Source organism: Brevundimonas sp. (genome assembly GCF_016463295.1).
Lineage (GTDB): Bacteria > Pseudomonadota > Alphaproteobacteria > Caulobacterales > Caulobacteraceae > Brevundimonas.
The window spans coordinates 48,772-57,106 of the sequence record NZ_JAEMRO010000010.1; the positions used below are offsets into that span (position 1 = coordinate 48,772).

An 8,335-nucleotide genomic window follows, 5' to 3' on the forward strand; every position below is an offset into this window, starting at 1 on the left:
TACGCCACATAGTGTGTGGCGTACAGTATGTGCCACACACTGTATGAGGATGTCAAATGGGGCTTCGGGGCGGCGTCGCGCATCCATGAGCGACGGTGCTTCGTTGCTGACCGGTGCGCGGCTATCCGTGATCGTCGCTACGCGCTAAAATGTTTGACCATTCGCTCAGGACGACACCCGCCCTCGTGTTCAAGAACCTGCTTCCCAGCAAACCGGGCACGGAGCCCCTGGCCGAGGCGCTGAAGGCGTGCCGGACCCATTTTGTCTGGGCGGCGGTGTTCTCGGCCTTGGTCAATCTGCTGTATTTGACCCCCACCCTGTACATGATGCAGGTCTATGACCGGGTGGTGCCGACCGGCGGGCTGACCACCCTGGTACTGATCACGGTCGTCGCCCTGTTTGCGCTCGCGGCCCTGTCGGGACTGGACTGGCTGCGCGGTCGGCTGATGCTGAGAGCCGGCCTGCGGCTGGACCGGATGCTGTCGGGCAAGGTGCTGTCCCGGGTCATGGACCTGCAGTCCAAGACGCCGAACACCCATGCCCTGCGCGAGTTCGACACCGTGCGCGGGGCCATCGGCGGTCAGGGCATGCTGGCCCTGTTCGATGCGCCGTGGACGCCGATCTATCTGGCCTGCTGCTTCCTGCTGCACCCGCTGATCGGGGTGTTGACGCTGGTCGGGGGCATCATCTTGTTCATCCTGGCCTGGCTGAACGAGCGGGACACCCGACCGCGGCTGAACAAGGCCATCCAGTCCCAGAACCACGCCTATTCCGCCCAGGAAAGCATCGCCGGCCAGTCCGAGGTGGTGCGCGCACTGGGCATGCGGCAATCCTCCATCGCCCGTCAGATCCATCAGCGCCAGCACGCCACCGCCGCCCAGGCCGATGCCCAGCTGGCCGGTGGACGCTATTCGGGGGGGATCAAATTCCTGCGGCTTGTGATGCAATCGGCGGCCTTGGGCCTGGCCGCCTATCTGGCCATCAAGGGGGACATTACACCCGGCTCGATCATCGCCGCCTCGGTCCTGCTGAGCCGGGCCGTGGCGCCGATCGAACTGCTGGTCGGCGTCTGGCCCAGCCTGGTGCAGGGTGTGGCCAGCTGGAAGACCCTGACCGATCTGTTCTCCAATACGGCGGGCGTCGAGCGGGAACGAACCGCCCTGCCCGCCCCGCGCGGCCGGCTGCAGGTCGAGGGTATCACAGTGAAATTTCCCGACACCGAAACGCCACAGCTGCGGGCGGTGTCGTTCGCTTTGCAACCCGGCCAGACCCTGGGCATCGTCGGGGCCAGCGGCTCAGGCAAGACCACCCTGGCGCGCGTCGTCGCCGGGGCCTTCAAGCCCCAGGCCGGGGCCATCCGCCTGGACGGGGCCGAGTACGATGCGCGCGAGGGCGACGATCTGGCCCAACACATCGGCTATCTGCCCCAGGTGCCCAGCCTGTTCGCGGGCTCGATCAAGGACAACATATCGCGCTTTGCCACGGCAACGGGCGTCGCGCCCGAGGTGGCCGATGCGGGCGCGGTGAAGGCGGCGATGGCGGCGGGGGCGCATGAGCTGATCCTGCGCCTGCCCAAGGGGTATGACACGGTGCTGGGCCCCTTTGGCCAGGGGCTGTCGGCCGGTCAGGCGCAACGGGTGGCCCTGGCCCGCGCCCTGTATGGCGAGCCCGTCCTTCTGGTTCTGGATGAGCCGAACTCCAACCTCGACCAGGAAGGCGAGTCCGCTTTGATGCAGGCGATACTGGGCGCGGCCGCGCGCGGGGCCGCCGTGGTCGTGATCGCGCATAGGGCGGGTGTGCTGGCCCGCGTCGATCGCCTGCTGGTCATGCGGGACGGCATGGTCCAGCAGGAAGGCCCCCGCGAGGAAGTGCTGGCGAAGATGCGGGCCGATGCCGGTCGTCCGACCCCACCGGCCAGCCAGCCGCAGCAGCCGACCGCCCAGACGCAACAGCTGCAGCAACCGCGTCCCGGACCGCGACCGTCATGACCCAGGTCTCGCCCGAAGCCACCGCCGCACCACCGTCGCAACCGGTTGCGACGGAGCCGATGGCCGTCACCGACGCGCCGCGTCGCGAGCTGATGATCGGCGGAGCGATCATCGTGGCCTTCTTCGTGATCTTTCTGGGCTGGGCCGCCTTCGCGCCACTGGACCAGGGCGCGTTTGCGCAAGGGTCGGTCGCCGTGTCCGGCAATCGCCAGGCGGTCCAGCATCGCGACGGCGGCGTGGTCAGCGCCTTGCTGGTCGAGGAGGGCGACACCGTCCGTCAGGGGCAGGTCCTGTTGCGCGTCGGCACCGGCGAACTGACAGCGACAGAGCGCGGCGTGGCCGGTCAGGTCTATGCCCTGCTGGCCCAACGGGCACGGCTTGTCGCGGAGCGCGACGGGCTGGCGGCCATCCCGACGCCGCAGGAGTTCGCGGGCCTCGATGCCGACGACGCGGCGCTCGCCCAGGAATCGCTGCGTATCCAGCAGGCGCAGTTCAACGCCCGCCGCACCGGCCGTTCGACCGAGACCGGGGTTCTGGGCCAGAGGGTCAATCAGCTGAACGAACAGATCATCGGCTACCAGCGCCAGATCGCCGCCAACATCGAGCAGCAGCGCCTGATCCAGGAAGAGCTGACCGGCATGCGCAGCCTGGCAGCGCAGGGTTATGCACCGCAAACCCGGGTTCGCGCCCTTGAGCGCGCGGCATCGGAGCTGGAGGGCCAGCAGGGGGCCTTGCGAGCGCAGGTCGCCCAGTCGCGTGAAGCCATCGGCCAGGCGCGTCTGGAGATGTCCGGCGTGTCAACCAAGCTGGGCGAAGACGTGGCCGAGCAGTTTCGTCTGATCGACGTGCAACTGAACGAGCTCCGTCCGCGCCTGACCGAACTGCGCGCGCAGATCGCCCGCAGCGAGGTCCGCGCTCCGGCGTCGGGCCAGATCGTGGGCCTGACCATCTTTACCGAAGGCGGGGTGATCCAGCCCGGCCAGACCCTGATGGAGGTCGTGCCAAGCGAGGCGTCGCAAGTCATCGTGGCCCAGATCAGCCCCAACGACGTCGATAACCTGAGGCCTGGGCAACAGACCGAGGTGAAATTCCCCGGTCTGCGCGAGAGCAATCCGCCGATCATCTATGGCAGGGTGACGCGCATTTCAGCCGACAGCTTCACGGTCGAACAGACCGGTGCCAGCTTCTTTCGCGTCGAGATCGTCGTGCCGGCCGAGGAGCTGGCCAAACTGGGCCGGGCCGCCGAAACGATCCGGCCCGGAGCCCCGGTGGAGGTGGTCGTTCTGCTGCGCAAGCGCACCGCTCTGGCCTATCTGATCGAGCCGCTGACCAACAATCTGTGGCGGTCGGGCAGCGAATAGGAGGCAACGGGCAGTAGGCAGCAGACAGCAGGGTTGAACTCTCGTCGATGATGCACCCTGCCCTCAGTTGCCCGTTGCCTGTTGCCCGCTGCCTCCCACTTCCTTCGCCTTAAGCCGATAGGCATGCAGCAGCGGCTCCGTATAGCCGTTCGGCTGATTGACGCCTTCAAACACCAGGGCGCGCGCGGCCTGGAAAGCCAGGCCGGCGTCGGGGTTGGCGGCCATCGGGCGGTAGAGTGGGTCGCCCGCATTCTGTGCATCGACCTTGGCCGCCATGCGCAGCAGCGCCGCCTCGACCTGATCGCGCGTGCACACGCCGTGCAACAGCCAGTTCGCCATGTGCTGGGACGAAATCCGCAGCGTCGCGCGGTCCTCCATCAGGCCAATGTCGTGGATATCGGGCACCTTGGAACAGCCGACACCCTGGTCGATCCAGCGCACGACATAGCCAAGCAGGCCCTGGGCATTGTTGTCCAGTTCCTCGGTGACCTCGGCCTCCGACCAGTTCCGGCCCTCAGCCAGCGGCGGCGTCAGCAGCAGGTCCAGGTCGGGCGTCTGACGGGTCGCGATCTCCTCACGCAGGGCGAACACATCCGTCTGATGATAATGAAGGGCATGCAGGGTCGCGGCCGTGGGTGACGGCACCCAGGCGGTATTGGCCCCTGTCCTGGGATGCGCCGCCTTCTGGTCCAGCATGTCGGCCATGCGGTCGGGCGCCGCCCACATGCCCTTGCCGATCTGGGCGCGTCCGGACAGCCCGTGCTTCAGGCCGATGGCGACATTGCGCGCCTCATAGGCCGCGATCCAGGCGGCGGACTTGATGTCACCCTTTCGCACCACCGGGCCGTACTGCATGGCGGTGTGTATCTCGTCGCCCGTCCGGTCCAGAAAGCCCGTGTTGATGAAGACGATCCGGTCCTTCACCGCATGGATGCAGGCGGCCAGATTGGCGGAGGTGCGACGCTCCTCGTCCATCACCCCGACCTTGATCGTGTGGCGCGGGACGCCGATCAAATCCTCGACTGCATCGAACAGCCGGTCGGTGAAGGCGGCCTCCTCCGGCCCATGCATCTTGGGTTTGACAATATAGATCGAGCCGGCCCGGCTGTTGCGGAACGCCCCCTGCCCCTTCAGATCGTGCAGGGCGATCAGGCTGGTGACGATGGCGTCCAGCACGCCCTCGGGAGCCTCGCTGCCATCGGCCAGACGCACCGCCGGCGTCGACATCAGATGGCCGACGTTGCGTACGAACAGCAGGGCCCGGCCCGGCAGGGTCACGGTCGAGCCGTCCGGTGCCGTGAAGACGCGGTCTGGGTTCAGCGCCCGCGTCATCGACCGACCGCCCTTGTCGAAGGTCTCGACCAGATCGCCCTTCATCAGGCCCAGCCAGTTGCGATAGGCCGCGACCTTGTCGGCGGCGTCGACGGCCGCGACTGAGTCCTCCAGATCCACGATGGTCGACAGGGCGGATTCCAGGATGACATCGGCGATGCCCGCCAGATCGGTCGCGCCGATCGGATGGGTCGGGTCGAACACCACCTCGATATGCAGGCCGTTGTGGCGGAACAGGCGGCCCCGTTCGCTGTGACCGACATATTGTTCCGGGTGGCGGATCGCGATGCCCTGGTGCGGATCGGTCAGATCGGCCCAGCGGCCTTCGGCCAGCGGCACGGCCTCATCAAGGAAGGCTTTCGCCCGGGCCACGACCCGTGCGCCCCGCGCCGCATCATAAGGGCCTGCGGGCGGCGTATCGCCCAGGGCATCGGTGCCATAGAGCGCATCATACAGACTGCCCCACCGCGCATTGGCGGCATTGAGGACGAAGCGCGCGTTCAGGATCGGCACCACCAACTGTGGCCCGGCCAGGGTCGCCACCTCGGCATCGACATTCTGCGGATCGACGGTGAAGGCTTCCGGCTCCGGCACCAGATAGCCGATGTCGGTCAGAAATGCGCGCGAGGCTGCGACATCGTACGGCTGCCCGCGCCGCTCGCGGTTCCAATCATCGATGCGCTGCTGCAGGGCGTCGCGCACGGCGAGCAGTCGCCGATTCTCGGGTGCTGCCCAGCCGAACAGATCAGCCACGCCGGACCAGAAGCCTTCGGCCTCGATGCCCAGGCCGGGGAGCACTTCGCCCTCGATGAAGGCGGTCAGGGCGTCGTCGACCTGCAATCCAGCGCGTGACGTCATGGGCATGGCAGGCTCTCCGATCCGAGCCTGTAACATTCCGTGATGACCCTGCGGAAGTCGAGCGGATTTTTGCGCCTGCGAAAGCCCCCGGCTGTCAGAAGTTCGAGCAATACGGCGTGACAGCCAGCCTGAGCGGCTAGACCTGACCTGTCATCCAGGGCGGTTCGGGCATGGAGCGGCGCGCTGCCGTCTGGGCGCGCGTCCACTGTTCGTGCAGGTCGGTGAAATAGGCGTCATCCTTGTCGATCCGCCGCTCGTCCCCGCTCAGATAGCCCCGCCGCAGGGTCAGCATGTCGAAGGGCGAACCGACCCCGACATTGCATCGCATGGTCGTCGAAAAGGAGATCAGGCCCAGCTTGACCGCCGTGGCCAGGGGCGTGTCGGATGACAGGCCGCTTTGCAGAATGGGCTTGCCGTATTTCAGCTCGCCGATCTGCAGAAAAGGGGTGTCCAGGCCACACTCGATGAAATTGCCCTGGCTGTAGATCAGATACAGCCCCATCTCGCCGCCCGCGATCTGGCCGCCCAACAGCATGGAGGCGGAGGTGTTCAGGCTGTCGGCCTCCATGGCCGGGGCGATGGACATGCGGGTTTCGCGCAGGGCGTGGCCCAGAAGCTGGGCGCAGCGAAACAGGCTGGGCGCTGTCTCCAGCGTCTCGAGCGGTTCTCCGACATGCAGATTGACCCCGTCGCGCACCATGGCCAGCGCCGTCTGGGTGACCGACAGATTGCCGGCGGTGCAGACGCCCAGCACCCGCTCGCCCGGCTGATTGACGACGTGCAGCTTCTTGTAGGACGAAATGTTGTCCACACCGGCATTGGTGCGGGTGTCGGCGATCATCGCCAGGCCTTCTTCGACCAGCATGCCTACGCAATAAGTCACCGGATCCCCGTCCTGCGACGCCCCAAAGTCGGCTGAGTGACACTAGCCGATTCGCGCGACCGTCATCCCCCTGTCACGCGATAGCCTATGCCTGCTGCTGGCCCTGTTGCATGTCGGCATCACGCACGGTCAGCTGCACCGCCAGTTTTTCGCCGCGTCCGCCATAGCTGGTGCCGCGCACGGGGGCGGCCCCCAGATAGTCCAGACCCACGGCCACGCGCACATAGCGGTCGGTCGGACAGACGCCGTTGGCGGGATCAAAGCCGACCCAGCCGAAACCCTCGATCCAGGCCTCGGCCCAGGCATGGGCGGCCTCCTGATCCTCGCGGTCGCGGCGCAGGAAGTGGCCGGAGACATAGCGCGCCGGCACCCCCATCGAACGCGCGGCGGAGACGAAGACGTGGGCATGATCCTGACAGACGCCGCGCCCCAGGGCCAGAACCTGGGCGGCTGTGTGGGTTGGCGTGGTCACCCCGACTTCGAAGGCGACCGAGCCATGGATGGCGGCCATCAGACGGTGCATCCGCTCCAGCGGCGGGTGCGCCTTGAATTCGGAGGCGAAGACCGCGATCAGCTTGTCCGGCTTGGTCAGGGGCGTGTCGCGTAAGTAGACGATGGGCGACAGCTGCTCATGGCCCGCGCGCACGACGCCGGCGGTATCGACCGTGGTCACCTCGCCCGTCACCCGCACCGTCAGGCTGCTGGTCGGCTGTTCGGTATAGAGGGCGTGGACGATGTTGCCGAAGGCGTCCTCGGACTGACGCAGGCGGGCGTCCACGTCGGTCTCGATCCGCCAGCCGCGCACGGTCTGGCTCTCGGACGTGCGCGGTGTCAGGCGCAGCGTCTGGATGATGAACCGCGCGGCGCGGTCGTAGGAATAGGTGGTGGAGTGGTCGATCCGGATACGCATGGGTCTGGATCAGCTCAGATACTGGTCGGTGATGGCCTGACCCAGTCGGCCGTTCTCGTACAGGAACGACTGGATGTATTCGTGCAGGCCGGACTGGAAAATGGCGTCGATATTGGCCCCGTCGAAGGCGCGCATCCGCTCCTGCGCCAGCCGCTGGGCCGGGCCGCGACGGCCATAGTCGGATGACAGCCGCTCCAGATAGCGGACGATCGAGGCCTGGCAGCTGGCGAGCGACCGCGGCATCTGGCGGTTCAGCACCAGCAGGTCGGCCACCAGCCACGGCTTGACCGAGTCGCGATAGACCCAGCGATAGGCCGTCAGGGCCGAGACCTCCCGCAGCAGGGTAGTCCACTGGAAATAGTCGAGCTGGCCACCGACCCGTTCGCCTTCGGGCAGCAGCAGGTGGTATTTGACGTCCAGCAGACGGGCGGTGTTGTCGGCCCGCTCGATCGCCGCGCCCAGCCGCAGGAAGTAGTAGGCGTCGCCGCGCAGCATGGTGCGACTGGTCGCGCCCTCGACCGACAGGGTGACGGTCTTCACCCATTCCAGAAAATGCACGAAGTCGTCGCGGCGCGTCGGCTGGCCCTGGTCGGCCAGACCGTTCCAGGCCCCGTTGATCGCCTCCCACAGCTCAACCGTCAGGGCCGTGCGGACCGAACGCGCATTGGTGCGCGCGCGGGTGATGCAGGAGGTGATGGAGGACGAGTTCAGCGTCGAAAACGCCAGGAACTCCCGCACCGACTTTTCGGTCGGCGAACGGCCCAGCGCCTTGGGCGCTCCGGCAGAGGCCAGCGCGCTGGCCCAAACGGTTTCGGCGTCGCCATCGCCGCGCGTTGGAATGGCGGCGAGGCGCAGCGTGGCCTCCAGAATGCGGGCGAGAAAGTCCGCCCGCTCGATATAGCGGCCGGTCCAGTACAGGCTGTCTGCGGTTCTCGAGAGCATCAGACGTCCAGCACCCAGGTGTCCTTGGTTCCGCCGCCCTGGCTGGAGTTGACCACCAGCG

The 8,335-nt window shown here is 67.0% G+C and carries 6 protein-coding genes; 2 read left to right on the forward strand and 4 right to left on the reverse strand.

The window, feature by feature from the left end; all coding sequences use genetic code 11:
- The first annotated feature begins 185 nt into the window (after positions 1-185).
- Together JHC81_RS04685 and JHC81_RS04690 are read left to right on the forward strand one after the other, a co-directional pair.
- The gene (locus tag JHC81_RS04685; protein WP_292171299.1) at positions 186-1,988 is read left to right on the forward strand and encodes a type I secretion system permease/ATPase; all 1,803 of its coding nucleotides are present in this window, start codon (positions 186-188) and stop codon (positions 1,986-1,988) included.
- Positions 1,985-3,349 (forward strand): HlyD family type I secretion periplasmic adaptor subunit, encoded by a 1,365-nt coding sequence (locus JHC81_RS04690; RefSeq protein ID WP_292171301.1) that lies wholly within the window; start codon positions 1,985-1,987, stop codon positions 3,347-3,349. Before JHC81_RS04685 ends, JHC81_RS04690 begins: the two co-directional genes overlap by 4 nt.
- Positions 3,350-3,412: 63 nt before the next feature.
- Here JHC81_RS04690 and JHC81_RS04695 read toward each other — a convergent pair whose 3' ends face one another.
- The 4 genes from JHC81_RS04695 to JHC81_RS04710 form a co-directional block, all read right to left on the reverse strand.
- Complete coding sequence (locus JHC81_RS04695) at positions 3,413-5,539, reverse strand: malate synthase G (protein WP_292171312.1); 2,127 nt, start codon at positions 5,537-5,539, stop codon at positions 3,413-3,415.
- Positions 5,540-5,675: 136 nt separating this feature from the next.
- Positions 5,676-6,422, reverse strand: a complete 747-nt coding sequence (locus JHC81_RS04700) for a peptidase (protein ID WP_292171303.1) — start codon at positions 6,420-6,422, stop codon at positions 5,676-5,678.
- Positions 6,423-6,507: 85 nt separating this feature from the next.
- The gene (locus JHC81_RS04705) at positions 6,508-7,332 is read right to left on the reverse strand and encodes a transglutaminase family protein (protein WP_292171306.1); all 825 of its coding nucleotides are present in this window, start codon (positions 7,330-7,332) and stop codon (positions 6,508-6,510) included.
- A gap of 9 nt (positions 7,333-7,341) precedes the next feature.
- Positions 7,342-8,274: an alpha-E domain-containing protein gene (locus JHC81_RS04710; RefSeq protein ID WP_292171308.1), complete on the reverse strand. Its 933-nt coding sequence runs from the start codon at positions 8,272-8,274 to the stop codon at positions 7,342-7,344.
- Positions 8,275-8,335: the final 61 nt, after the last annotated feature.